Annotated in this window: 24 protein-coding genes; 18 read left to right on the plus strand and 6 right to left on the minus strand. The window is 40.1% G+C overall.

Going from position 1 to position 26,621, the window contains the following annotated elements:
- The first annotated feature begins 28 nt into the window (after window positions 1–28).
- From dnaB to KGF34_RS01945, 6 genes are all read left to right on the plus strand, one after another.
- Complete coding sequence (gene dnaB, locus KGF34_RS01920) at window positions 29–1,396, plus strand: replicative DNA helicase (protein ID WP_252559648.1); 1,368 nt, start codon at window positions 29–31, stop codon at window positions 1,394–1,396.
- A complete protein-coding gene (gene tilS, locus KGF34_RS01925) occupies window positions 1,389–2,732 on the plus strand; it encodes a tRNA lysidine(34) synthetase TilS (protein WP_252559649.1) in 1,344 nt (447 codons plus the stop codon). Before dnaB ends, tilS begins: the two co-directional genes overlap by 8 nt.
- Complete coding sequence (gene hpt / locus KGF34_RS01930; protein ID WP_249376751.1) at window positions 2,725–3,270, plus strand: hypoxanthine phosphoribosyltransferase; 546 nt, start codon at window positions 2,725–2,727, stop codon at window positions 3,268–3,270. Before tilS ends, hpt begins: the two co-directional genes overlap by 8 nt.
- Window positions 3,271–3,313: 43 nt before the next feature.
- Entirely contained in the window at window positions 3,314–5,323 is a 2,010-nt protein-coding gene (ftsH, locus tag KGF34_RS01935) for an ATP-dependent zinc metalloprotease FtsH (RefSeq protein WP_271229647.1), read from the plus strand.
- 64 nt (window positions 5,324–5,387) lie between these two features.
- Window positions 5,388–8,216, plus strand: coding sequence for an excinuclease ABC subunit UvrA (gene uvrA, locus KGF34_RS01940; protein WP_252559650.1), 2,829 nt, complete (start codon window positions 5,388–5,390; stop codon window positions 8,214–8,216).
- Between the two features lie 309 nt (window positions 8,217–8,525).
- Window positions 8,526–9,017 carry a DUF2798 domain-containing protein gene (locus KGF34_RS01945; protein ID WP_252559651.1) on the plus strand — a complete coding sequence of 164 codons (492 nt, stop codon included), beginning with the start codon at window positions 8,526–8,528 and terminating at the stop codon, window positions 9,015–9,017.
- A 91-nt stretch (window positions 9,018–9,108) separates the two neighbouring features.
- Here KGF34_RS01945 and KGF34_RS01950 read toward each other — a convergent pair whose 3' ends face one another.
- From KGF34_RS01950 to dinB, 3 genes are read right to left on the minus strand one after another with little or no spacing between them, the layout of a single operon-like run.
- Window positions 9,109–9,993: a radical SAM protein gene (locus KGF34_RS01950; protein WP_252559652.1), complete on the minus strand. Its 885-nt coding sequence runs from the start codon at window positions 9,991–9,993 to the stop codon at window positions 9,109–9,111.
- 8 nt (window positions 9,994–10,001) lie between these two features.
- Entirely contained in the window at window positions 10,002–10,241 is a 240-nt protein-coding gene (locus KGF34_RS01955; RefSeq protein ID WP_022235181.1) for a hypothetical protein, read from the minus strand.
- A gap of 23 nt (window positions 10,242–10,264) precedes the next feature.
- Complete coding sequence (dinB, locus tag KGF34_RS01960; protein WP_252559653.1) at window positions 10,265–11,539, minus strand: DNA polymerase IV; 1,275 nt, start codon at window positions 11,537–11,539, stop codon at window positions 10,265–10,267.
- A 434-nt stretch (window positions 11,540–11,973) separates the two neighbouring features.
- Here dinB and KGF34_RS01965 point away from each other — a divergent pair, with 434 nt between their 5' ends.
- Window positions 11,974–12,234, plus strand: a complete 261-nt coding sequence (locus KGF34_RS01965) for a helix-turn-helix domain-containing protein (protein WP_022235179.1) — start codon at window positions 11,974–11,976, stop codon at window positions 12,232–12,234.
- 123 nt (window positions 12,235–12,357) lie between these two features.
- Here the strand turns inward: KGF34_RS01965 and KGF34_RS01970 are convergent, their stop codons facing one another.
- Together KGF34_RS01970 and KGF34_RS01975 are read right to left on the minus strand one after the other, a co-directional pair.
- Window positions 12,358–13,776: a PLP-dependent aminotransferase family protein gene (locus KGF34_RS01970; protein ID WP_252559654.1), complete on the minus strand. Its 1,419-nt coding sequence runs from the start codon at window positions 13,774–13,776 to the stop codon at window positions 12,358–12,360.
- 71 nt (window positions 13,777–13,847) lie between these two features.
- Complete coding sequence (locus KGF34_RS01975; protein ID WP_186934874.1) at window positions 13,848–14,606, minus strand: SDR family oxidoreductase; 759 nt, start codon at window positions 14,604–14,606, stop codon at window positions 13,848–13,850.
- Window positions 14,607–14,799: 193 nt separating this feature from the next.
- Between KGF34_RS01975 and murD the strand changes: the two genes are divergently transcribed.
- The 7 genes from murD to KGF34_RS02010 all read left to right on the plus strand — a co-directional run bounded on the left by murD (window position 14,800) and on the right by KGF34_RS02010 (window position 21,873).
- Window positions 14,800–16,191: a UDP-N-acetylmuramoyl-L-alanine--D-glutamate ligase gene (murD, locus tag KGF34_RS01980; RefSeq protein WP_022235176.1), complete on the plus strand. Its 1,392-nt coding sequence runs from the start codon at window positions 14,800–14,802 to the stop codon at window positions 16,189–16,191.
- 7 nt (window positions 16,192–16,198) lie between these two features.
- Window positions 16,199–17,221: a M42 family peptidase gene (locus tag KGF34_RS01985; RefSeq protein WP_252559655.1), complete on the plus strand. Its 1,023-nt coding sequence runs from the start codon at window positions 16,199–16,201 to the stop codon at window positions 17,219–17,221.
- The gene (locus tag KGF34_RS01990) at window positions 17,214–18,245 is read left to right on the plus strand and encodes a M42 family metallopeptidase (RefSeq protein WP_252559656.1); all 1,032 of its coding nucleotides are present in this window, start codon (window positions 17,214–17,216) and stop codon (window positions 18,243–18,245) included. Before KGF34_RS01985 ends, KGF34_RS01990 begins: the two co-directional genes overlap by 8 nt.
- An 18-nt stretch (window positions 18,246–18,263) precedes the next feature.
- Window positions 18,264–19,040: a GNAT family N-acetyltransferase gene (locus KGF34_RS01995; RefSeq protein WP_252559657.1), complete on the plus strand. Its 777-nt coding sequence runs from the start codon at window positions 18,264–18,266 to the stop codon at window positions 19,038–19,040.
- 3 nt (window positions 19,041–19,043) lie between these two features.
- Window positions 19,044–20,312, plus strand: a complete 1,269-nt coding sequence (locus KGF34_RS02000; RefSeq protein WP_195410334.1) for a methionine gamma-lyase family protein — start codon at window positions 19,044–19,046, stop codon at window positions 20,310–20,312.
- 116 nt (window positions 20,313–20,428) lie between these two features.
- Complete coding sequence (gene dpsA / locus KGF34_RS02005; RefSeq protein ID WP_252559658.1) at window positions 20,429–21,304, plus strand: dipicolinate synthase subunit DpsA; 876 nt, start codon at window positions 20,429–20,431, stop codon at window positions 21,302–21,304.
- Window positions 21,301–21,873, plus strand: coding sequence for a dipicolinate synthase subunit B (locus tag KGF34_RS02010; RefSeq protein WP_022235170.1), 573 nt, complete (start codon window positions 21,301–21,303; stop codon window positions 21,871–21,873). Before dpsA ends, KGF34_RS02010 begins: the two co-directional genes overlap by 4 nt.
- A gap of 291 nt (window positions 21,874–22,164) precedes the next feature.
- On the opposite strand, the gene KGF34_RS02015 is transcribed toward KGF34_RS02010, so the two are convergent.
- On the minus strand, window positions 22,165–22,380 hold the full coding sequence (locus tag KGF34_RS02015) for a helix-turn-helix transcriptional regulator (protein ID WP_117704642.1): 216 nt from the start codon (window positions 22,378–22,380) through the stop codon (window positions 22,165–22,167).
- Window positions 22,381–22,497: 117 nt separating this feature from the next.
- Between KGF34_RS02015 and KGF34_RS02020 the strand changes: the two genes are divergently transcribed.
- From KGF34_RS02020 to ispD, 4 genes are all read left to right on the plus strand, one after another.
- A complete protein-coding gene (locus KGF34_RS02020; RefSeq protein WP_252559659.1) occupies window positions 22,498–23,847 on the plus strand; it encodes a leucine-rich repeat protein in 1,350 nt (449 codons plus the stop codon).
- Between the two features lie 226 nt (window positions 23,848–24,073).
- A complete protein-coding gene (locus tag KGF34_RS02025; protein ID WP_249376764.1) occupies window positions 24,074–24,589 on the plus strand; it encodes a hypothetical protein in 516 nt (171 codons plus the stop codon).
- Between the two features lie 24 nt (window positions 24,590–24,613).
- Window positions 24,614–25,885, plus strand: a complete 1,272-nt coding sequence (locus KGF34_RS02030; RefSeq protein WP_252559660.1) for an O-acetylhomoserine aminocarboxypropyltransferase/cysteine synthase family protein — start codon at window positions 24,614–24,616, stop codon at window positions 25,883–25,885.
- A 24-nt stretch (window positions 25,886–25,909) separates the two neighbouring features.
- Window positions 25,910–26,617, plus strand: coding sequence for a 2-C-methyl-D-erythritol 4-phosphate cytidylyltransferase (gene ispD, locus KGF34_RS02035; RefSeq protein ID WP_195410302.1), 708 nt, complete (start codon window positions 25,910–25,912; stop codon window positions 26,615–26,617).
- Window positions 26,618–26,621: the final 4 nt, after the last annotated feature.

The raw sequence follows: 26,621 nt of genomic DNA on the forward strand, positions 1-26,621 counted from the left end.
ATTTACTATTGCAAAGGAGGGGTGACAAATGGCGGATAATCAAATTTCAAGTAGCTACGACGGACTTCATATGCCGTACAGTCCCGAAGCTGAACAGGCACTGCTTGGTGCGATTATTCTTGAAAGCGATGTTTTTGATAAAGTAATTGAATACATCAAGTCCCCCGATTATTTTTATGTTTCACTGCATAAGCTGATTTTCAAGACGATGACCGAGATGGTCAACTTCGGCGGCAAAATCGACTTTGTCACATTGCTTGAAAAACTTAAGCAGACAGGTTCGTTTGACGAAACAACAGGCAAGACATATCTTTATGACCTTGTAAACAACTGTCCGTCAATATCCAATGCCGAGGCTTATGCGGAGGTTATAAGAGATAAATACAATATCCGCAGGCTTATTACCGCTGCAAGAGAAATCATTGATGACGCTACGGCAGGCACGGAAGATACATCTGTTATTATCGACTCTGCCGAGCAGAAAATCTTTGACATAAGACAGGGTAACGAGAAAAAGGGACTTGAGAGAATTAACTCTGTTATTATGCAGACTTTTGACAGACTTGACGCTCTCAACAGCACAACAGACGACAGTATGAAACCTGTTTCTACGGGTATCGGCGACCTTGACCGAGTAATTACGGGTCTTAACCGAAGCGACCTTATTTTGCTCGCCGCCCGTCCGGGTATGGGTAAAACGAGTTTTGCGCTGAATATTGCACGATATGTTGCCTGCACGGCTAAAAAAACGGTTGCTTTTTTCTCTTTGGAAATGTCAAAAGAACAGCTTGCCAGCCGTTTATTGTCGGCAGAGGCTCTTATTGAAGGTACAAAGCTGAGAATAGGTAAGCTAAACGATGAGGAATGGGACAGACTTATTCCGGCAAGCGATATTCTCGGCAAGTCGGAGCTTTATCTTGACGATTCACCGGGTATTACCATTACCGAAATGAAATCAAAGTTAAGACGAATGAGAAAACTTGACCTTGTAATTATTGACTACTTACAGCTTATGGGCAGCGGCAGAAGAATAGATAACCGAGTTCAGGAAATTTCTGAAATAACAAGAAATCTTAAAATTCTTGCAAAAGAAATGAATGTTCCCGTTATCACACTGTCACAGCTTTCCCGTGCAAGCGAACAGCGTACCGACCACAGACCGCAGCTTTCCGACTTGCGTGATTCGGGTTCTATTGAGCAGGATGCCGACATCGTACTTTTTCTTTACCGTGAGGGATATTACGATAAAAACGAGGACGATTCTTCGCAGGGCGCAGATCAAAATTCGGGTGAGTGTATTGTAGCCAAAAACCGTCACGGCGAGGCTCGTACGGTAAAAATGCATTGGCAGGGTGAGTTTATGAGATTTACAGGTACGGAGGACAGAAGTGAGTAATCCTTTTTTGACGGCTGTAAATAAATATAAGCTGATTGAAAAAAATGATTCCGTTGCCGTTGCGCTTTCGGGCGGAGCAGATTCGGTTTCACTTCTTCATATGCTTTGTTCTGTAAAAGAAAAATATAATCTTACATTATACGCAATCCATATTAATCATATGATACGGGGCGAAGAGGCAGAGCGAGATGAAGAATTTTGCAGAGAATTTTGTAAAAAACTTTCCGTCAAACTTTTTGTAAAAAAAATAAATGTTCCGTCAATAGCGGAGAAAGGAAAAATCAGTACAGAGCTTTGTGGAAGGAATGTCAGATATAAAGAATTTGACGAGCTTTCCAAAAAGCTTAACTGTAAAATTGCAACTGCACACACGCTTTCCGATAATGCGGAAACGCTGATGATTAACCTTGTAAGGGGCACATCGCTTAACGGACTTTGTGCAATTCCCGAAAGGCGGGATTATATAATCAGACCGCTGATTTTGTGCGACAGAGCGTACATTGAAAATTACTGCCGTGAAAATTCACTTGATTATGTGACCGACAGCACAAACCTTACCGATGATTACACAAGAAACAAAATCCGTCATAATGTAATCACCGAGCTGAAAAAGATAAATCCGAGTTTTGAAGCTTCTTTAAAGCGACTGTGCGACGACGCAAAACTTCTGTCAGTTTATCTTGACAAACAGACAGATAAAGCGGTTGCCGACAGCAGACTTGCTTTCGGATATTCGGCAAAAAAGATTTGTGAGCAGGATAAAATCATACGGCAGAATGTAATCAAAAAAATTTGTGTTGAAAACGGAGCCGATATTCCCGAGCATATTCATATCGAACTTATTGATAATGCTCTTTTTGAAAGCGGTTGTGTTGATTTGTGCGGTAATTTTCGAGCTGTGGTAAAACAGGGAATACTGCGGATAGAAAATACCGAAGCTGTTAATAATTTCGGTGAAGAAATATTATTTGCCGATGTTGTTAATAAAGAATTTACATTTGATAATATAAAATATTTTGTAAAAGAAATTACAGATTTTGACGATTTAACCGATAATCCGATTTATATGTCCGAAAAAGAAACGAAAAATGCCGTGATACGCACACGCAGACAGGGCGATAAGATTTTTTTCAAGGACAGAAATATTACCAAGCCTTTAAGAAAGGCTATGAATGAATTTAAAATTCCGTCTGAATTGAGGGATAAACTTCCGCTTGTGGCAGTGAATAATGAAATATTGTGGTGTGAGGGGATAAATTCGGTTCAGACATCTTATAGTGCAGAAAAAAGAAAATTTATTATAATATGTGAACAAGGGAGGATTTTTTGTGCATAAGGACATCGAAAAAATACTTTACAGCGAGCAGGATATTAAAAATATTGTGAAAAGGCTTGCAAAAGAGATTGAAAAGGATTATAATGGCAAGGACTTTATAATGGTAGGCTTGCTTAAGGGCTGCGTATCGTTTATGGTTGATTTAATGAGGGAAGTAAACCTTGATTTCAGCATAGATTTTCTTGCTGTTTCAAGCTACGGCAACTCAACTGTAAGCTCGGGCAGAGTTAATATTCAGAAAGATATTTCAACTTCTGTTGACGGCAAGCATATTCTCATTGTTGAGGATATTGTGGACTCGGGCAGAACACTTGCTTTTATTTCACAGTATCTTTATGCAAAAAATGCTGCGTCTGTAAAGATTTGCACATTGTTCAACAAGCCTGACAGAAGAGTTACCGATATTGATGTTGCTTATGTCGGTTCTGTAATTCCCGACGCATTTATTGTAGGCTACGGACTTGACTATGCGGAGCGTTACAGAAATCTCCCTTATGTAGGCGTTCTTAAGGAGTCTGTTTATTCACAGGATACATAAAATTACGCTTTTAAATTCATAATATAAAAAGGAGTGATTCCTATTGGACAAAAAACTGCGTAACATAATTATTTATATCACTGTTGCGGTTATGGTTGTGCTCGGTGTGGCATTTTTGATGACCAAAAATTCATCTGAAAGTTACTCAACCTCTCAACTGGTAAATCTTTTTAAAGAGGACAAGGTTCAGAGTTATACCGTCAACTACGGAACAGGTGCGATTGAAATTACACTTAAAGAGGGTGTAAAACTTAAACCCGCAAAGGACATCGCTACATCTGACAGCATTATTCAGGATACAACGGATGATAATATCACAGCTACAGATCCTGACGGAAAAAATGCCAAGAGCTCAGCAAAAAATGTTGTTGTAAGAGGTACTCTTGCCGATATTGAAAGATTTATTGACGATGTTTCAGTTTACACCGCATCGGCGGACGAAGCTGTTTCTTATGATTATATCAAAGGCAGTGACAACACACTTTTATATGAATTTTTGCCTATACTTGTAACGGGAATCCTCTTTGTAGTTGTATGGATATTCATTATGAAGAAAATGGGCGGCGGTCTTGGCGGAAAAGAAATGAACTTCGGCAAGGCTAAAATCAAAAATACAAATGACGAAAAGCGCAAAACCACATTTGAAGATGTTGCAGGCGCAGACGAAGAAAAGGAAGAGCTTGAAGAAATCGTTGAATTCCTTAAAGCTCCGGATAAGTATAATAAACTCGGCGCAAGAATCCCTAAGGGTGTACTCCTTGTAGGCCCTCCGGGTACAGGTAAAACATTGCTTGCAAGAGCTGTTGCAGGCGAGGCAGGCGTTCCGTTCTTCTCAATTTCAGGTTCCGACTTTGTAGAAATGTTTGTCGGCGTCGGTGCGTCAAGGGTTCGTGACCTCTTTGAACAGGCTAAGAAGAACTCACCGTGTATCATCTTCATTGATGAGATTGACGCCGTAGGTCGCCAGAGAGGCGCAGGTCTTGGCGGCGGTCACGATGAGCGTGAGCAGACACTTAACCAGTTGCTTGTAGAGATGGACGGCTTCGGAGCAAACGAGGGCGTTATCCTTATTGCCGCAACTAACAGACCTGATGTTCTCGACCCTGCACTTATGCGTCCGGGCAGATTTGACAGACAGGTAATCGTAAGCTATCCTGACATCAACGGCAGAGAAGCTATCCTTAAGGTACATGCTCGCAAAAAGCCGCTTGCTCCCGATGTTAAGCTCAAGACTATTGCAAAGACAACAGCAGGATTCACAGGTGCAGACCTTGAGAACCTCCTTAACGAGGCTGCTTTGCTTGCTGCAAGAAAGAATAAAAAAGCCATTACTATGGAAGAAATCGAAGAGGCTACAATCAAGGTTGTAGTCGGTGCAGAGAAAAAGACAAGAGTTATGAGCGACAAGGAAAAGAAACTTACCGCTTATCACGAGGCAGGTCACGCAATCTGTTTCCACGAGCTTGCTACACAAGACCCTGTTCACGAGATTTCTATTATTCCGAGAGGTATGGCTGGCGGTTATACAATGCCGTTGCCGTCTGAAGATAAGTCTTACAACTCACGCACAGAAATGCTTGAAGACATCGTAGTATGTCTTGGCGGTAGAGTTGCGGAGGCAATCATTCTTGATGATATTTCAACCGGTGCGTCTAACGATATTGAAAAGGCTACAAAGACTGCCCGTGATATGGTTACAAAGTACGGTATGACTAAGGAACTCGGCTGTATTTGTTACGGCAAAGACAACAGTGCCGTATTCCTTGGCAGAGATATGGGTCATACTCAAGATTATTCAGAGAGAACTGCCGCTAAGATTGACGAGCTTATTCTTGAGATTGTCAACAATGCTTACGACAGAGCAGAAACCATTTTGAAGGATAATATTGATAAACTTCATGAGGTTGCAGCTTACCTTATTAAGCATGAAAAAATGGGCGGCGAAGACTTTGAGGCTGTTATGAACGGCACTTATGTTGAGCCTGTTGAGGCAGAAGATGCCGAATCCGAAGAGGATAATGCAAATACTGCTGAAAACAAAGATAACGAATAATAATTTTTATAGCCTCTCTTTATGAGAGGCTATAATTGCTAAATAAAGGAAAAAGGGGAAAGAGATGGAACACGACAAAATTATAGTAAGAGGAGCTAAAGAGCATAATCTGAAAAATGTCAATGTTGAAATTCCGAGAAATAAACTTGTTGTAATAACAGGTCTTTCGGGTTCGGGCAAAAGCTCGCTTGCTTTTGATACCATCTACGCCGAGGGACAAAGACGATATGTAGAAAGCCTTTCTTCTTATGCAAGAATGTTTTTGGGACAAATGGACAAACCGAATGTAGAGAGCATTGAGGGATTGTCACCTGCTATTTCCATTGACCAAAAGACCACATCGAAAAATCCTCGTTCAACCGTCGGCACCGTAACCGAAATTTACGATTACCTGCGTTTGCTTTATGCAAGAGTCGGTATTCCGCACTGCCCTGTTTGCGGCAGAGAAATCCGACAGCAGACGGTTGACCAGATAGTAGATAAAATTATGTCTTACGACGAGGGCACAAAAATTCAGGTTTTGGCTCCTGTTGTGCGTGGCAGAAAAGGCGAGCATGTAAAGGTACTCGAAAGTGCAAGAAAATCGGGTTTTGCGAGAGTAAGAGCAGACGGAATTGTGTATGATTTGTCAGAGAAAATTCCGCTTGAGAAAAATAAAAAACATAATATAGAAGTAATTGTTGACCGACTTGTAGTAAAGCCTGAAATTACTTCAAGACTTTCGGACAGTATAGAAACCGCCTCTAAACTTTCAAACGGTGTCATTCTTGTGAATATTGTCGGCGGAGAAGATGTAATGTTTTCTCAAAAGTATTCTTGCCCCGACCATGGCGTGAGCATTGAAGATTTAACGCCGAGAATGTTCTCTTTTAACAATCCTTTCGGTGCTTGTCCAAAATGTACGGGACTTGGTGTTTTCCTCAAAATTGACGAAAACAAAATAATTCCCGATATGAGCAAAAGTGTTCGTCAAGGCGGCATAAAGGGAAGTGGCTGGGCAATGGAGGGCAGTTCCATTGCGGCTATGTACTTTGAGGCACTTGCCGAAAAATATAATTTTTCACTTGACGCACCGTTGTCGGAACTATCACCTGAAATTATCAAAATTTTGCTTTACGGTACAGGTGACGAAACCTTGACTATTCACCGTAAATCGGTTTACGGCAGTGGCAGTTATGAGCAAAAATTTGAGGGTATTATAAATAATCTCGAAAGAAGATATAAAGATACATCAAGCAATTGGATTAAGGAAGAAATCCAAACATATATGTCTGAAATTCATTGTGACGAATGTAACGGCGACAGACTGTCAAAAGAGAGCCTTGCGGTGACTGTCGGCGGAATAAACATTGCCGATTTCTGTAAAAAATCCGTTGTGTCCGCACTTGAATTTCTTGATACAATTGAGTTTACCGAAAAAGAAAAGATTATTTCTGCCGAGATTATAAAGGAAATCCGTGAACGACTTAACTTTTTACAGCGTGTCGGTCTTGGCTATCTTACGCTTTCCCGTTCTGCAGGAACGCTTAGCGGCGGTGAAAGTCAGCGTATAAGACTTGCAACTCAAATCGGCAGCAGTCTTATGGGTGTGCTTTATATTCTTGACGAGCCGAGTATCGGTTTGCACCAGCGTGACAACGAAAAACTTTTGAGCACGCTTAAAAGACTTCGTGACTTGGGCAATACGGTTATTGTTGTTGAGCACGATGAGGATACTATGTACGCTGCCGACTGTATTGTCGATGTCGGACCCGGTGCAGGTGTGCACGGCGGAGAAATTGTGTGCGTAGGCGATGTTGATGAGATCAAGGCTTGCGAAAAATCAATTACAGGTCAGTATCTAAGCCATAAAAGAGTTATTCCTGTTCCCGAAAAACGCAGGGAGGGCAATGGAAAATTTATTGAAATTCTCAGTGCCGCCGAAAACAATCTTAAAAATGTAAATGTAAAGATTCCGCTCGGCAAACTTGTTTGCGTAACGGGCGTTTCGGGTTCGGGAAAAAGTTCACTGATTAATGAGATTTTATACAAAACTCTTGCCCGTGATTTAAACAAAGCCAAGATTATTCCGGGTAAAAACAAGGGCATAAAAGGCATTGAAAATCTTGATAAGGTAATCGACATCAACCAAAGCCCGATCGGAAGAACTCCACGCTCAAACCCTGCAACTTATACGGGTGTATTTACCGACATAAGAGCACTTTTTGCCACAACTCAAGACGCTAAAATGAAAGGCTTTTCACAAAGCAGATTTTCTTTTAATGTAAAAGGAGGAAGATGCGAGGCGTGTCAGGGCGACGGTATTATAAAAATCGAAATGCATTTTCTGTCCGATGTTTATGTTCCTTGTGAGGTGTGTAAGGGCAAGAGATATAATCGTGAAACCCTTGAGGTGAAGTACAAAGGCAAGTCGATTAATGATGTTTTAGAGATGACTGCCGAAGAGGGAATGGAATTCTTTGCAAATATTCCAAGGATTTACCGCAAACTGAAAACGCTTTGTGATGTGGGGCTTGGCTATATCAAAATAGGTCAGCCCGCTACTACACTTTCGGGTGGTGAGGCACAGCGTGTAAAACTCGCAACCGAGCTTGCAAAGCGACCGACGGGCAAGACGGTGTATATTCTTGATGAGCCGACTACGGGACTTCATATTGCCGATGTTCACAGACTGATTGATGTTCTTCAACAGCTGGTTGATACGGGAAATACGGTTGTGGTTATCGAGCATAACCTTGACCTTATAAAGACAGCCGACCATATAATCGACCTCGGCCCTGAGGGTGGAGATATGGGTGGTACAATAATCGCAGAGGGTACTCCCGAAGAAGTTGCAAAAAATGAAAATTCATTTACAGGTCAGTATTTAAAACCGTTTTTAAATATGAATTAAACAGCGTTGTGGGATAATTATGGTTAAAAAACTTTTATAATTGTTTTATGAATATTTCTATAAACCATAATTTACCCCAACTATTGAAAAACTTAATAAAAATTACTAAACAAAACGCAGGCTAATACTTAGAAATCTAAGTATTGCCTGCGTTTAATAAAAAAATTCTTGACATTTATTTGTTAGTATGCTATTATATTCAAGCTGATTTCAGCAAAATACAACATAATATGGTCTTATTGGAAACGCACATCCTCCGTGATGATAACGAACAACACATAAACATTGTTATCATGGGAGGACTTTATTATGCCAAAAAACAAACTTGAAGATGCAGTATTCACTGCCATTATGGCGACCGTTATGGTGTACGGAATGATTGTTTGCAATGTTGCACTTAATACGGGCAAGGTTGACGGAATAACTTTTCTTGCGGCAACGCACGAACTGATTTTTATGGCTCCGATCGCTTTTATTCTTGAATTTTTTATAGTCGGCAAAATTGCCGCAAAACTTGCGTTTACGGTAATGAAACCCACTGACAGACCGCAGTTTATTACATATGCAATTTCAATATGTATTTGCTGTATTATGTGTCCGATAATGAGCCTTATTGCAACCTGTTTGTTCAAAATACCGTCATTCGGTACATGGGTGCAGACATGGGCGCTTAATTTTCCGATGGCTATTTGTTATCAGATGTTTTATTGCGGCCCGTTTGTTCGTCTTGTTTTCAGATTAATTTTCCGCAGAGGAAAAAACAAAGAAGAAAACAAGCAGATTTCTGCGGAAAAAGATTAATATATTTTAGTTACAAAAGATATACAGTTGATTTAATTTTCATTGTATATCTTTTTTATTTATTAGAATTTGTTGATGCTAAATTATCCTTTTATAAATTATCAAACAAACTTAGCTGTATATTCTGGTTTTCATATTTATTTTCGTATTTGTGAAGGTATGAAAACACCCTGTCAATTCCAAACATAATGCCCTCATTTTTACAGACATTTTCAATCCTTTTCATAAGGTAATCGCTGTTCGGACTTAAAACTTCATATGAATTTCTGTAGGTTCTCATATATCGTTCTTTCATACCGGGAAAAAATCTGTCGAGTTGACTGTAAAAATATTCTCTGTCGCCGTTTCGCAGTGTAACTCCTATGTTAAAGCAAATAATGCCCTTAACGCCCGATTTGACACAATAATCAAGCAAAGCGTCTATATTTTCTTTGGTGTCGTTTATAAACGGTAAAAACGGAGAGAGCCATACAACAGTCGGAATTTTAGCCTTTTGAAATTCTTTCAGAGTGTTTACTCTTTCTTCGGTTGTCGAAACATTGGGTTCAAGAATTTTACAAAGTTTTTCGTCGGCGGTTGTAAGAGTCATTTGCAGTACGGATTTGCTCTTTCGGTTAATTTTTTCAAGAATATCAATATCACGCATAACGCTTGACGATTTAGTATGAACGGTAACTCCGAAAGAATATTTTTCTATAATTTCAAGGCATTTTCTCATAATTCTTAAATCTTTTTCAAGCGGAATGTATGGGTCGCTCATAGCACCCGTACCAATCATACAAGGTTTTCTTTTAGACGATAAAGTCTTTTCCAGAAGTTCGGGTGCGTTTTCTTTTACTTCAATATCTTCAAATTTATGTTTCATCTGATAGCAGTCACTGCGTGAATCACAGTAAACACATCCGTGCAGACAACCTCTGTATATATTAATTCCGTTTGAGGCGGATAAAATTCCCTTTGCTTTGACTTTATGCATAAAATACCTCAATTTTCTTTTACTTCAACAAACCATTTATTTTCTTCGAGAAAAATATATCTTTCTTTTCCTAAAATTCTGCAGGTATATCGAATACCGCAACCGCCTGCTTTTAAAGATGTGGCATAGCGTACATCTGTTATGCGGTCGATGGGATAGCGTTTGTTGTCATCCCAGAAAATATAATTCGGTACGAGGCTGCCGTCACAGTCAAATGTTGCAGTAACCTTAACATATTTCTTAAACATAATAGCCTCCGATAAGCGTTAGTTCACAGATAACCGACAGGGTGAATTGTGTGTTCGTCTTTTGGATTAAAGGCAGACAGCCCTCTGTCGGTTAAAAGTGATGCGGGACGAATGATATAATTGCCAAAGCGTTGCTTTAATTTATCCAAGGTTTTATCAAGCTTTTCTTCTGCGATTATTTTTCTTTCGTCCGAAAAAATATCCATTTGTCTGGGAATGTTATTGTGTGCAAAATCCGTAACTGATACGCCGATGCTTCTTAGAGGTGATTTATTGTCAAAATTCTCTTTGAACAGTGCCATAGCGGCTTTTGTAATGTCGCTTGTCAGGGAAGTGTAGGTATTTAAAGTATGTTGCCTTGTAATTGTGGAAAGCCCCGTGTCACGCATACTCACACACACAGTTTTGCCCACAAATCCTTGTTCACGCATTCGTCTGCATACGCTGTCGCAAAGGACATAGGCTATAACCTTGATGTCGTCAAGATTTTTTAAATCACGCACCGCCGTGGTTGAATTTCCGATAGATTTTACCTCTGAATATTCACCGATTCGAGCAACGGGTGAAGAATCATATCCGTTTGCAAAGCCGTAAATCAGGTCGCCCCATTTGCCGAGGTGAGTCCTCAACAGACCGATCGGAGCATTTGCAATGTCGCCTATGGTGTATATTCCTATCTGTTCAAGTCTTTTTCGTGTAGCACCGCCTACATACAGCAAATCGCCGGCAGGTGAATTCCATACAAGCGTCTTGTAGTTATCCCGTGTAATGCAGGTGATTGCGTCAGGCTTTTTGTAATCACTGCCGAATTTGGCAAAAATCTTGTTAAAGCTGACGCCTATGCTTACCGTGATACCGATTTCGTCCTTTACACGCTGTGAAATCTCCTCGGCAATGGTGAGTGCGTCATTTTTATAGTCTTCTGAAATGTCAAGCCACGCTTCATCAAGACCGAAAGGTTCGACCATATCGGTGTAATCGGAGTAAATTCGGCGTACCTTGTCGGAAAACTTCTTGTAAACATCAAGTCTTGCGGGAAGAGTCAGAAGTTGAGGGCATTTTTTCTTTGCCTGCCATATAGCTTCTCCTGTTTTTATATTGTACTTTTTTGCCTCTTCGTTTTTCGCAAGGATAATTCCGTGTCTGTTCTCGGCGTCACCGCTCACCGCAACGGGTAAATCTCTTATATTCGGATTTAAAAGACATTCCACGCTTGCATAAAAACTGTTGCAGTCGCTGTGCAGAATAGCACGGTCATTTTTATATAGCTTTGAATTTACTGTGTCACAAATTTTCATACAAAATCATCTCGAACAAATGTTTTATTAAATTATAGAACAGATGTTCTTAAAAGTCAAGAGGTAATTTAAAATTTTTAAATGGTTACATTTTGTAATCGTTTGTAACTTTTGTAGAGAATATCTCTTAAATATATATTTTTATGTATTTAACATCTTTCAACATTCCAAAAAGGAATATTAACATAACTCACATTTTTCCACATATGAACTAAAAATCTAATAATCTGTGAATTATCGACAATATAAATTAACTTTATTTGTTAGTATTCGCTAAATATTATGCTGTTGCAATTGAAATTTCAAAAAAATTTCAATTTTTTAAAAATATTTACAAAAAAGTCTTGTTTTTTTTCTGATAAAGTAATATAATAAGTCTACAATGTTTTTAAAGAATTTTAAAAAAGAAATATAAATTTTTGGGAGAGAGAAAAATGAGACTTCGTAAACAGGATTTGGGCGACAGAAACTTGATTGGACACAGAGTTGAGAGCGTTCGTAAGCAAAAGGGAATGAAACAAAAAGAACTCCTTGCTCAGCTTCAGGTAAGCGGAGTAGATATGAACGCATCGGGTCTTTCTAAGCTCGAGGGACAGATCAGATTTGTAACAGATGTTGAGCTTGTTGCGCTTGCAGACATTCTTGAGGTATCTGTCGATTATCTTCTTGGCAGAGATGAGAAGATTAAAAATTAATTTTGCTTGATTGTTTTTATTATATTATTTCCTACCATTAAAACAGGTGACTTTACAAAAGTAAGGTCACCTGTTCGCTTTGTACGGTTGTTTGTGAAATGAGAAATTCGGACTTTAAAAAGTTTACTTTTTCTCTTGCTGTATTACATCGCATATTCTCTTTATACCTGCGTCTATTTTGTCAACGGAAATACCCGAAAAACTTAGGTTCAGTGCATTGATTTCTGCTTTTTCGGGCATTACCGCAATGTTGTTTTCGTCAAGTTTTTTCCGTATTTCGTTATAATCGGAAATTCCTTTTATTTTTACCGAAATATAAAGCGAGGTTTCGTTGAATATTATCTGTGTGTCGCTGCCAAAATACTTATATACGCAGTCTGTTATTTGTTTGCTTTTTTCAAGATAAACTCGCCTTGCTTTTCTTAAATGAGCGTCAAGTCTGCGGTTTTCAAGATATTTTGCAAGTGCGTTCTGCTCAGTTTTTGAGGCGGTCTGATTTATGTACGGGCTGATTTGTCGGTATTTTTTCAGCAGTTTGTCGGGCAGTACCATATAGCTGATTCTGACCGACGGCAAAAGAATTTTTGAAAATGAGCCGAGATATACCGTGTTTTCAATGTCGTAATTCTGTACGCACGGCATAGGGTGTGTACTGTATCTGAGCTCACCGTTATAATCGTCCTCAATGATAATGCAATCGTTTTCTTTTGCCCACTTAATAAGCTCAAGTCGGCGGCTTACGGGCATACTCATACCGTTTTCCGCAATAAAATTCGGATTGATAAGCACCATATCGGGCTTTATTTTTTCGAGAGAGGATATGGTAATTCCCTTGCTGTCCGTATCAAAATACTTTATATCAAGTCCTAAGGTTTTAAAAATAAATTCCGCCTGAATGTAGCTTGATTTTGCCGTTGCAACGGTTTTGTTCGTGCCCACAAGAGAACACAAAAGGTAGAGCAAAAGCTGTGTTCCTGCGCCCACAACAATGTTTTCGGCACTTGTATTTACGCTCCGCACTCCGAGGCTGTATTTTTGCAGTGCATTTCTAAGCACGGTTTCGCCCTGCGGTTCGCCGTACGACATAAGCATATATCCCGTGTTTATTACCTCTTTGACATACTTTTTCCATTCGTCAATATTAATGATTTTATCGTCAATGCTTTTGCCACTGAAATCGTAGTCATATCTTTTAATCTGTGCGATTGCGGAGCTGTGCGTATTTTCGCTTTTCTTTGGGGCGTTTTCAAACTGTGCCTCAACATAATATCCGCTTTGCGGCTTGTTTTTGATGTAACCCTCAACGCATAGTTGTTCGTAAGCTGCAGATACAGTGGTTTTTGATACCTCAAGTCCGCTTGAAAGCTGGCGCACTGACGGCAGCTTTGTATTCTTTACAAGACTTCCGTTTTCCACGGAACGCCTTATTGATGCGTAAATCTGCATATAAAGCGGAGCACAAGAAGTTTTGTCAATAATTATAAAGTCATAGAGCATAGTATCACCCTTAGATATTTTAGCATTTAACTTGTTTTTAAGCAATACGCAAAATAAAAAAACGAGAGTAAGACAAATCCTACTCCCGTATAAATTTAATTGTATGTGACAGAGCATTAGAGCGACGCACCGAAATCGCTTACTAAAATCTGACCTGTAAGTGCCTTTGAATTATCGGATGCGAAAAATTCTATAATATTTGCTACATCTTCTGCCATACAAGGCTTTATCTTTAAGTCAGCGTGTTTGCTCATTGCACCAAACATTTTCATATCAAGATTTTCAGGCTTCATATTCATAGTCATAGGTGTAACTATTGTACCCGGACAAATTGCATTACAGCGAATGTATTTGTCGGCAAGAAGTAAAGCGGTATGCTTTGTAATACCGATGATTGCGGATTTGGTGGAAACATAAGCAGCGCCGCCACCACCGTTTACTCCCGCAACAGAAGCAACATTTACGATAGACGAACCCTCTTGCATATATTCAAGAGCCGCACGAATACACTGCATTGTACCGACCTGATTAATTGAAATCAATTTTTGAATTTCAACATCATCAAACTTATCGATAGGGGCAAGACCGGTGTCGAGAACACCCGCATTGTTTACCAAAATATCAATACCGCCGAATTTATCTACGGTTGCTTTCATAAGATTTTTGCAATCTTCATCTTTTGAAATGTCGGTCAAAACGGTAAGCACATTACCGCCTTCTGCTTTGATTTTAGATGCAACCTCATCAAGAGCCGCCTGACGGCGTGCACTGATTACAACATTTGCTCCGCTTTTTGCAAAGAGCATAGCCGTTGCGGCACCTACTCCTGAATTACCGCCTGTAATTACAGCGGTTTTTCCTTTTAAATTATACATAAATCCTCCTTTTGCGTACTGTATCTGTAAAAATAATTGTATCATATGTACTTGTTTAAATCAAGTTTTTAAAGTCGAAAAGCATTTGCGAAAATTTATATTGCAATATGCTGTTTACGGTTGAATTTTCTGTTATAACAAGGTATAATTAAATATGTATGTAATTCTTACTTTATAAAAAGGGGATAGTTCTATGAACAACTTAGCAGATAAGTTTTTTGAAAGTATAAAGGGTAAAAAAGTCGGTTTTATCGGTATCGGCACAAGTAACTTGCCTTTGATAAAACTGTTTTCGGATAAAGGCGCAGTAGTTTCTGCATATGACAAAAAAGATTTTGAATCACTCGGCGAAAATGCTGTAAAAGCCAAAGAATACGGCGCAGAGCTTGTTTTGGGCGAGGATTACCTCTCAAAACTTGACGGCGACATTATTTTCCGCAGTCCGGGCACACCGTTTTACAGACCTGAACTTGTTGCATTAAGAGAAAAAGGCGTTGTACTCACTTCCGAGATGGAAGTGTTCTTTGACCTCTGCCCATGTAAAATTATTGCAATTACAGGTTCCGACGGCAAAACCACAACCACAACAATTATCTCCGAATTTTTGAAAGCAAGCGGTGTGAATGTACACCTCGGCGGCAACATCGGCAAGCCTTTACTCCCTGAAATCGAGAGCATTAAAGAGGACGATGTGGCAGTGGTTGAGCTTTCAAGTTTTCAGCTTATTTCAATGAGAAAAAGTCCTGATGTTGCAGTGGTTACAAACCTTGCGCCTAACCACCTCGACATACATAAGGATATGCAGGAGTATGTGGATTCAAAGAAAAACATCGTACTTCACCAGAATGCTTTTTCAAAGGCAGTGCTTAACCTTGACAATGAAATTGCAAATTCTTTCTCTGACAGCGTTCGTGGTCAGCTTGCAAAATTCAGTGTAAAAGAAAGCCTTGCAAACGGCGCTTATCTTGACGGTACAACTGTTTGCTACAGCGACTACGGCAAGGTTACAAAGATTATGGACATTAAGGATATTAAAATTCCGGGTATGCACAATGTTGAAAACTATCTTGCCGCTATTTCCGCTGTATGGGGAATGGTTGATATTGAAACTATTAAGGCTGTTGCAAAGACTTTCGGCGGTGTTGAACACAGAGCGGAGTTTGTAAGGGAGTACAACGGAGTTAAGTATTACAACGATTCCATTGCATCAAGCCCTACAAGAACAGCACTCGGCACGCTCTCGCTCTATGATGAAAAAATCATCATCATTGCAGGCGGTTACGACAAGCATATTCCTTATGAGCCGCTCGGCCCTGTAATCAACGATAAGGTTAAGGTTCTCATTCTTCTCGGCGATACTGCTCCGAAGATTGAAAAAGCCGTTGTTGAGGCTGAAAACTACAACGAAAATGAAATTACAATCATAAATGTTACAAATATGGAAGAGGCAGTTGAGGCTGCCGTAAACCACGCCGAAAAAGGCGACATTGTTTCGCTTTCTCCGGCAAGCGCAAGTTTTGGTTTGTACAAGAATTTTGAGGAAAGAGGAAATCATTTCAAGGCTATTGTAAACGCTTTGAGATAATGTGAATATGAAACAGCTTTTATTTGATTTATGCCGCATAGGCGGAGTATCGGGCAGTGAAGAGCCAATCGCAAAGTTCTGTGCCGAAAAACTCTCTGCCTTTGCAGATACAACTATAGATAAAAACGGAAATGTAATCGCTACACTCGGTAATGCAAATGCAGACAAAACGATTTTGCTTGATGCACATCTTGACAGAATAGGCTTTATGGTGACTTCGATTAATGAAAACGGTTTTGTTAAGGTTGCCTCCTGTGGCGGAATTGATGTAAGGGTATTGTCAGACGCTGTACTTGTATCTTGTTCGGACGAGCCTGTTAAAGGAGTGGTATGTTGTATGCCTCCGCACCTGTCTGACGGCGGAGAAGATAAAGCAGCTCCTATTGACAAAGTATGGATTGACTTCGGTTTGCCTTATGAAAAGGTAGCCGAGAAAATCAAAATCGGTGATGTTCTTACATTTTACGGCGAACCGAAGGAACTTATGAATAACAGAATTACCGCTCCCGCACTTGATGACAGATGCGGTATTGCCGCTCTTATCAGATGCACCGAGCTTATCAGTAAAAAGGAGCTTTCATACAAGGTAGTTATCCTTTTGAGCGTTCAAGAGGAAACCTACGGAACAGGAGCAAAGACAGGCGCTTATCAAATTGATGCAGACGAGGCGATTGCCGTTGATGTCAGCTTTGCATCTCAGCCTGATGTAAGCGGTCAGTATGCAGGCATTGAGCTTGCAAAAGGTCCGATGATTTGCATTTCTCCGATTCTTAGCAAGGCTATGAGCGATAAACTCATTTCTGTCGCTAAGGAAAAGAACATTCCTTTTCAATATGAGCCTATTTCGGGTACAACGGGCACAAATGCTGACCATATTTCTGTTACAAAAAGCGGTGTTGCTTCTGCCGTTGTTTCGATTCCGCAAAGATATATGCATACTCCGATTGAAGTTATTGATATTTCTGATGTAGAAAATACGGCAGTTCTGCTTGCTGAATATATTATCGGCGGAGGTGCTTTTAATGACTGATTTTAAATTGCTTGAAAAACTCTGCACTGTCGAAGGTATTTCGGGTGACGAGGGCAGTGTAAGAGAAATTATTATAAACGAAATAAAGCCGTTTGCCGATGAAATCAAAACGGATAACCTCGGCAATATCATTGTGTTTAAAAAAGGCAAAAACCGAGCAAAGGCAAAACTTATGCTTTCGGCTCATATGGACGAAGTGGGCTTTATGGTAACGGATATTACTTCTGACGGCTACCTTAAGTTTGATGAAGTCGGCGGTCTTGACAGACGGGTTGTGCTCGGCAAGACTGTAACCGTAGGCAAAAATAAGGTAAACGGTGTAATCGGTGTAAAGCCTATTCATTTAAGCAAATCAGATGAAAGAACCGCTGTGCCGAAGTACGGCGAAATGTACATTGATATCGGTGCAACAAGCAAAGATGATGCGCTAAGCGTTGTAAGCTACGGCGACAGTGTGAATTTTAATTCTATATACGAAAATAACGACTATACAATCAAATCAAAGTCTATTGACGACCGTTTTGGCTGTCTTGCGCTTATTGAGCTTATAAAAAGCGAACTTGAGTATGATATGCACTTTGTGTTTGCCGTACAGGAAGAAGTCGGACTGCGTGGCGCAAAGGTTGCGGCTTACAGTGTAGATCCCGACTTTGCCATTGTAGTAGAAACTACAACTGCGGCTGACATTGCCGGTGTGGAAGAAACCCGACAGGTGTGCAATCTCGGTGACGGTGCGGTTATTTCTGTAATGGACAGACGCACAATTTACGATAAGAGAATGTCTGAAATGGCTTTTGAATGTGCCAAGGAAACGGGTGCAAAGGCTCAATATAAAAGAGCGGTTGCAGGCGGTAACGATTCGGGCGTAATTCACCAGAGCAGAGGCGGAGTAAAAACCCTTGCAATTTCACTTCCTTGCAGATATTTGCATAGCAGTGTTACAGTTGCGAATGTAAGCGACTGCGATGATATTATAAAAATTGTGTCGGCACTTGCAAATAAGATTGCAGGCGGAGAATATTAAACGAAAGGATTATGACAGATGATATTGACTGCCGATAATTGCGAAAAATTTATCAGCACAATAGAAAGCCTTGACGGACTTGATCCTTTTGCCTGCCGCATAATTTCGCTTTGTACAAGTTACAATCCGCATCTTCCGTTTGTGGATTATTGGACTGTTTTTGATGACGAAAGCAACACTGCAACGGGAGCAATCGCACGAAACGGCACGGATTTTATTCTTTTTCTGACCGATAAAACGGATATAGACGAAGTATCGACTTTTATGCGTGTGGCAGGAGCAGCTTCGGTAATTTGCAGTAACAAATACAGCCTTGATTTGTTCGGATACGAAAAATCGCAAGGCCCTATACTTGTACGCAAAGAGGAATTATCGGAAAGCGATAACTTAAGAATAGACACACCGCAGATAAAAGAGGCTTACGAGCTTATTGCAAAGGCGGCGGATAAATATTTTACTCCGCCGAAATTTGAGGATTTTTATGTGGATATAAACCATAAACTGCGCCATGGCACAATGCGTTTGCTCGGGTTGTATGACGGAAACGACCTTGCGGCTGTTGCAATGACTGTTGCGGAAAGCAGGCAGGGCGCTGTAATCGGTGCGGTTGCGTGTCTGCCAAAATTCCGTAACAAAGGTTACGGTACATACATAGTAAATCACCTTACAAATATGCTTGTAAAAGAGGGCAGAAGTGTGTTTGTGCACAGGGCGGAGAATGCAAACAAGGCATTTTACGATAATTTAAAATTCAACTGCTTTGACAGCTGGTGTGAATACCATTTTAAAGGATGATAAATTTTGAGTTTTTTTGATATAGACAACAGAATAATCGAGGCCTCGCAAAAGGCTATGGAGCTTTGCAAAAGCAAGCTTGATGAAATTAACGATATTCAGGAATACAATCAGCAAAAGATGATAAAAGCCTTTCAGGAGGCAGGGGTAAGAGAAAGTCATTTTTCGGGTTCAACAGGCTATGGCTATGACGATTTCGGCAGAGATGCTCTCGACCGTGTGTATGCCTATGCTTTTGACGCCGAGGACGCACTTGTAAGACATAACTTTGCAAGCGGCACACATACTCTTACGGTTGCTCTTTTTGGTATTTTAAGACCGAACGATACCATGCTTTCCGTAACAGGTATGCCGTATGATACAATCCGCTCGGCAATCGGACTTGAGGGCAATTATCCCGGGTCGCTAAAAGATTTTGGCATTAACTTTGAAATGGTTGATTTAAAGGCTGACGGCACTGTTGATTATGAGGCAGTCGAGCAGAGAATCAGAGAAGAAAAGCCGAAAATGGTTTATATTCAGCGCTCAAGAGGATACAGCATAAGACCTTCGCTTACATACAGAGAAATCAAAAAACTTTGTGAAATTTCCAAAAAAGCGTCACCAAAGTCGATTATTATGCTCGATAACTGCTATGGCGAGTTTGTTGAAAAGGTTACTCCAATGTCTGTCGGCGTTGATATTATGGCAGGTTCGCTCATTAAGAATGCAGGCGGCGGCATTGCTCCTACGGGAGGATATATCGCAGGTAAAAAAGAACTTGTCGAGATGTGCGCATACAGACTTACAACTCCGGGTACGGGTAAGGAAATCGGTGCAACGCTTGGCAACAACCGTGAACTCTTTATGGGGGCTTATCACGCTCCGTTTGTGTCTTGCGAGGCATTAAAGACGGCAGTGTTTGCATCGGCTCTTTTTGAAATTCTCGGTTATGATACAACCCCTAAATACAGTGAAAACAGGGGAGATATTATTCAGCTTATTATGCTCGGAAACGAAGAAAAGCTTTGCAGTTTCTGCGAGGGAATACAGAGCGGCTCTGCCGTAGACAGCTTTGTAAAGCCCGAACCGTCGGATATGCCGGGTTATGAAAGTCAGGTAATTATGGCGGCGGGTGCGTTTACACTCGGCTCGTCAATCGAACTTTCCGCAGACGCACCGTTAAGAGAACCGTACGCAGTATGGATGCAGGGCGGACTTAATTTTTGTTCGGGCAAACTCGGCGTAATGCTTGCGGCGGATAAGATATTAAAGAAAAGCGAAGAAAACTAACTAACACACTGTCTGTATTCACACGAATATGGGCAGTTTTTCTTTTAAATAACACATAAATTCCGACTTTGCATAATATACCATTGTAGAGAATAATTATTGTGCGGGTGTTAAAAATGAAAAAATCAGAGCTAAAAGCCTTTGGCATAATTGGTGGAGATAAACGGCAGCTTTTTCTTGCAAAGTCAATATCAGACTGTTGTTACGATGTAATTCTCGGCGGTTTTGATAAGCTGAAAAGCCTCGGTGCGATTGAAATATCCGACATAAAAACCGCAATTTCAAAATCAGATGCAATAATTTTCCCTTTGCCGTCAATTTGCGCAGACGGTACGGTAAACACGCCGTTTTCGGACAACAAAACAAGGCTTGACGAAGAAATGATTTCTCTTTTAAAAGAAAAGCCGATATTTGTTGCTATGAAAAATAAATTTTTAAAAGCATATCCGCAGCTTGCAGACTGCGAGGTTTACGATTATTCGGCAAAAGAGGAATTTGCGGTTGCCAATGCGTTGCTCACCGCCGAGGGAGCGGTTGAAATTGCGATGAATGAGTACGAGGGTACGATTTTTGACAGCAAATGCCTTGTTTGCGGATTTGGCAGAATAGGAAAAATGCTTGCAAAAATGCTGAAATCTCTTAATGCACAGGTCACGGTAAGCGCAAGAAACGAGGTTGATTTTGCGTATATAGAGGCACTCGGCTGCAAACACATCAACACAAATGCTCTCAAAAGCGTAAAGGGATACGACCTTGTTTTCAACACAATTCCCATTATGATTTTTGACAGCGACTTGCTTATGAACACAGACCGCAACACCATTATAATAGACCTTGCCTCACTTCCGGGAGGAGTGGATTTTGAGGCGGCACGCAGGTACAAAACCGATGCCGTTCGTGCCTTGTCATTGCCCGGCAGAACCGCACCAAAGGCAGCGGGAGAAATTATCAGAAAAACGATTTTTAACATAATCAAGGAGGTTTACAGGTGACAAAAGCAACCATTGGCTATGCAATGTGCGGTTCCTTTTGCACCTTTTCACAAGCCTTTGAACAAATGCAGAAGCTTGTTGATTCAGGCTACAGGGTACTTCCGATAATGTCAGGTAACGCCTACTCAACAGATACTCGATTTGGCAAGGCAGAGGAAATGGTTAAAACTTGCGAGGATATAACAGGAGAAAAGGTACTTCACACCTCGGTGCAGACAGAGCCGATAGGACCGAAAAAAATGTGCGATTTACTTCTGATAGCACCTTGCACAGGCAACACACTTGCAAAGCTGTCGCTCGGCGTAACCGACACCTCGGTAACAATGGCGGCAAAATCACATCTGCGTATTCTGCGGCCTGTACTTTTGTGCGTTGCAACAAACGACGCACTCGGAGCGTCTGCGCAGAACATAGGCAGACTTATGAACACAAAGAACATTTATTTTGTCCCGATGCGGCAGGATAATTGCATTAAAAAGCCAAATTCACTTGTGGCTGATTTTTCTAAAATAGAAGAATGTGTAGAGCTTGCACTGCAAGGCAAACAACATCAGCCGATATTTATATGATATAAAACGACAGTTCCGATTTCTGAATAAGTCAGTCAAAAACGGAAAATATACAAAACGCCCCTTTACGGTATAATGCAATCAAAATTACCGTAAAGGGAATTTTGATTGCAAAAAAGTGTTTTTTATAAATAATTGGCACGATTGCCGACATATTCTAAAGACAGAAAAGAAGAGAATGACTTATGAAAAAGAAAAATTTTGATAATATTATAAAATATATTGACAAATACCGCAAAATGCAGTAAAATTTAGATAAAAATAACAGCAAATCTTTCAAAATTTTTGCTGTCATTTAGAAATATTATCTTTTTTATCGGTCAAGCCGAGTATATAGTCGGTGCTTGTCTTAAAATGTTTTGCAAGTGCAATTAGTATAGATGTGGGAATGTCACGCTGACCAAGTTCATAATTGCTATATACCTGTTGAGAACAGTGCAGTATAGCACTCATTTGCTTTTGGGTCAAATCGGCATCTTCACGCAATTCCCGTATGCGTCTATACATAATTGTATCACCTCTGTTTTAGTATAGCATACCGCACATTGTTGTATTAATAATTACCGCAAAATGCAGTAATTATATAGGCTTTAGCAAAAAAATTTTTTATAAAGGAGAATACACATGAAAAATAGTAAAATTAAAAAATTTTTTGGACGGACTTTATCTGTAATTCTTACGGTATTTCTTTTGGTAGGAGCAATTCCGATTGTTGGAGTTAGTGCTGCTGAAAATGAAGTGGAATACAAATACTTCTTAAAGGAAGATAATACAGTTGAACTTACTTTATATGAGGGAAATGATAAAGATGTAACTGTTCCAGAGACGATTAACGGATATCCGGTAACCAGTATAGATTGTTGGTGTTTCTTTCATGGTAAAAATATCGAAAGTATATATATACCAAGTTCAGTTACGACGCTATATCTTTCCGGCGAAGAGGGAAAAATATTTTCTGGTAATACAAGTTTAAAGAGTATTGTTGTAGATGAAAACAATACAAATTTTTCATCTGAAGATGGAGTTTTGTATAATAAAAATAAAACAAAAATACTTGCATATCCTATAAATAAACCTGATACTAATATCACAATACCAAAAAAGGTAAGTGAAATTGGAATAATGGCTTTTTATTCCAATAAAAATCTTACATGTATAAAATTTGATGGTAATATACAAAGTATTGGTTATGATGCATTTTCAGAATTAGCAGATTTAAAGGAATTTTATTATCCTAAGTTAGTTAATGGTAATTATCCTTTTTTGTTATCTTGTTATACTCATGTTGATGTATATATTTCAAAAGACATATCTGTTATAAATGATAAAGAATTTGCTGGTTCTGATGTAACTCTTTATGTTTATAACAATTCATATGCACTTGATTGGGCAAAAGAGCATGGATTTGCATACGAGATTATGGAAGAATCACCAATTGACAAAGATCTCGTTGATACAAATACCGGTATTAAAGTAGACGGAACAATGGATACTGATGCAGCTCTTAAGGTTGAAAAACTTAAAAACACCTTTGAAAATTCAGTTGCAACATATGACATAACCCTGCAAAAGGACGGTGCTGTTATTCAGCCTGACGGCACAATTACAGTTAAAATTCCAAGCAATGCAGAAAATTGTAAAGTAATGTGGCTTAAAGATGACGGTACATCCGAAGATATGAACGCAGAATATATAGACGGATGTTATGTATTTACCACAGACCATTTAAGCGTTTACGCATTGGTACTTAATAAAACAATTCTCACCGGTGACGCAAACCAAGACGGTATTATAGATGTAAATGATGTTACATACTTGCAAATACACATTGCAGGCAACAAAAACACCGACGGTTCGGCTTTTATTGACGAAACAAACAAGCAGTTGTTTGACTGCGTTGATATGAACAAAGACGGCAAACTCTCCGTTGCCGATGTAACAGCACTGCAGATTCAAATATCACAGAATAATTAAATAACAACCAACCCTTTCTTGATAAGGTGGCAGGCACAGACTTGCCGCCTTTTGCTTTGTGTGTGAAAAAATTGAATTTTGCGTAAATAAAAAAATAATTCCTATAAAATCACAAATAGTTTACGGTGAGGTATTGCTACATATGCTTTTTTGTGATAAAATGGTAAATAATACGAATTGCAAATAAATTATTGTGATATTTTTTATAAAAAAAGGAAACATTTTTATGAAGCTATGTACTAAATGCAAGCATTTGCACAATGATGAGGACGCAGTGTGCAGTAACTGTAATTCTCCTCTTGAGAGCATTACCGACGAGAATACTCCCGTATATCTCCTTTCTGCCGAGGGATTTGAGCTTGAGCGTGTTAAAACCGCACTTGAAGACAATTCTATCCCTTGCGACAGCGTTATTAAGGACAAACAGCTTAAAAAGCAGGAATTTATAAATAAAAATTCTGCCGAAAGCGATATTTTGGTTCCTTATGCCGCATATGAAAAAGCCTACGATATATGTATAGGAATCGGCGCAATTAAAGAAGATGATACTCAGGTTCTTGAAGATGCGGTTGAGCAAAAAGACAGTAACGAGCCTACTCTTGACGAAAAATTCGAGGAGATGAGCGGCGTTAAACGCACAACGGTGAGAGTCCTTTCTGCTATTGCGTTTCTTGCGCTTGTTGCTCTTGCGGTGTACGGTACAGATTTTATAACGGGTTTTATAAAAGGTTTATTTGGTTAAATTAATTATTTTGGAGGAAAAACTATGAATATTGAAACAAAATGCGTGCAGGCAGGCTGGCAGCCAAAGAAAGGCGAGCCGAGAGAATTGCCGATTTATCAGAGCACTACTTTTAAGTACGACACAAGCGAAGAAATGGGTAAACTCTTTGACCTTGAGGCAGAGGGATATTTTTACACAAGACTTCAAAACCCTACCAATGACAGCGTAGCCGCTAAAATCTGCGCTATGGAGGGCGGCGTGGCTGCAATGCTCACTTCAAGCGGTCAGGCTGCAAACTTCTTTGCTGTGTTTAATATCTGCGAGGCAGGCGACCATCTTATCGCCTCATCTTCAATTTATGGCGGTACATACAATCTCTTTGGTACTACCCTCAAGAAGATGGGCATTGAATGCACATTTGTAGACCAGAATCTACCTGAAGAAGAACTTGCCAAGCTCTTTAAGCCAAACACTAAGGTTGTATTCGGCGAAACAATCACTAATCCGACTGTTTCTGTTTTTGATATTGAAAAATTTGCAAGACTTGCACATTCGCACGGTGTTCCGCTTATTGTAGACAACACATTTGCCACTCCCGTAAACTGCCGTCCGTTTGAGTTCGGTGCAGACATTGTTACTCACTCAACAACCAAGTATATGGACGGTCACGCAACAGCGGTTGGCGGCTGTATTGTTGACAGCGGTAATTTTGACTGGCTTGCTCATGCTGACAAATATCCGGGACTTACAACTCCCGACGATTCATACCACGGTATTGTTTATGCCGAGCGTTTCGGTAAGGCGGCTTACATCACAAAGGCTACTTCACAGCTTATGCGTGACCTCGGTGCTATTCAGTCACCGCAGCACGCTTATTACCTCAATATCGGTCTTGAGTCACTTCACCTTAGAATGAAAAAGCATTGCGAGAACGCACTTGCCGTTGCAAAATATCTTAAAAACAACGAAAATGTAGCGTGGGTTTCCTATCCTGACCTTGAAGACGACAAGTACCACGAGCTTGCTAAAAAGTATCTTCCGAACGGTTCTTGCGGTGTACTTGCTTTCGGTATCAAGGGCGGCAGAGAAGAATCAATAAAGTTTATGGATTCGCTTAAGTTTATCACAATCGTTACTCATGTTGCCGACGCAAGGTCATGTATTCTTCACCCCGCAAGCCACACACACCGTCAGATGACAGACGAACAGCTTATTGAGGCAGGAGTAGCTCCTGACCTTATCCGCCTTTCTGTAGGTATTGAAAATGCGGATGATATTATCGCAGACCTTGCACAGGCGTTTGAAAAAATTTAAAAATTATACTCGGGAGTTGATTTTATGTCAGCTTATGTTTCTGCTGTAATAGTTGCGGCGGGCGGCTCTGTAAGAATGGGAATTGCAGACAGCAAACAGTTTATTCCGCTTCTTGACAAGCCGGCTATTGAATATACTTTAAAAGCATTTCAGAAATGCTACCTTATAAAAGAAATTGTTATAGTTTGCCGTGAGCAGGATGTTGACCGCATTAACGAACTTGTAAATCAAAACGGATTTACAAAGGTCAGCAAAGTTGTGCTCGGCGGTTCTTCACGCTCCGCAAGCGTGCGCAACGGCATTAAGGCGGCGAATGAAAAGGCAAAATATTTTGCTATTCACGACGGCGCCCGTCCGCTTATTACTGTTGACGAAATCGAAAGAGTTGTTGAGGCGGCTTTTGAAACCGGTGCGGCAACCCTCGGAACATCCGTTACGGATACAATCAAAATCGTTGACGGATTTAATAAGATTGAGAGCACACCGCTCCGCTCACAGCTTAGAGCAGTGCAGACTCCGCAGGTTTTTGAAAGAGATTTGTATATGTTTGCTCTTGAAAATGCAGGAGAAAACAGCCTTGAATTTACCGACGACTGCGCTCTTATCGAAAATATGGGCGGCGAAGTTCTCGTTGTAAAGGGCAGTGAAGAAAATATTAAACTCACCACCCCCGTAGATGTAATTCTTGCGGAAAGTATACTTAAAAACCGCCTTAAAAACGGTAATTGTTGAGTGA

The organism is Ruminococcus sp. FMBCY1, from assembly GCF_023921805.1.
GTDB lineage: Bacteria > Bacillota > Clostridia > Oscillospirales > Acutalibacteraceae > Ruminococcoides > Ruminococcoides intestinale_A.